This is a genomic window from Micromonospora sp. C31 (assembly GCF_018070575.1).
Classification (GTDB): Bacteria; Actinomycetota; Actinomycetes; order Mycobacteriales; family Micromonosporaceae; genus Micromonospora.
Map to the genome: position 1 here is coordinate 1 of NZ_JAGPXN010000080.1, position 384 is coordinate 384.

1 protein-coding gene is annotated in these 384 nt (G+C 68.0%); it reads left to right on the forward strand.

Annotated features, from left to right (window positions below; genetic code table 11):
* The coding region (locus KBX06_RS27535; RefSeq protein WP_210839983.1) for a transposase at nt 1-384 on the forward strand (384 nt) is incomplete at both ends.

Below are 384 nucleotides of genomic sequence, written 5' to 3' on the forward strand. Positions count from 1 at the left end.
ACCAGAACCGGACCGGGTGTCAGTGGGCGTACCTGCCACACGACCTGCCCCCGAAGTCCGCGACGTACTACTACTTCGCTCTGTGGCGTGATGACGGCACTGACCAGGTGATTCATGATCTGCTGCGTTGTCAGGCGCGGGAGAAGGCCGGCCGCCGGGAGGATCCGACCGCGGTGGTGCTGGACACCCAGTCGATCAGGGCGGCCAACCACGTTCCGGCCGCGACGACCGGCAAGGACGCGGCAAAGAAGGTGCCCGGCCGTAAGCGGGGCCTCGCGGTGGACGCCCTGGGGTTGATCATCGCGGTGGTGGTCACCGCCGCGTCGGTCACCGACAACGCGATCGGCGTGCGCCTGCTGGACAACGTCCTCGCGCACACGCCAA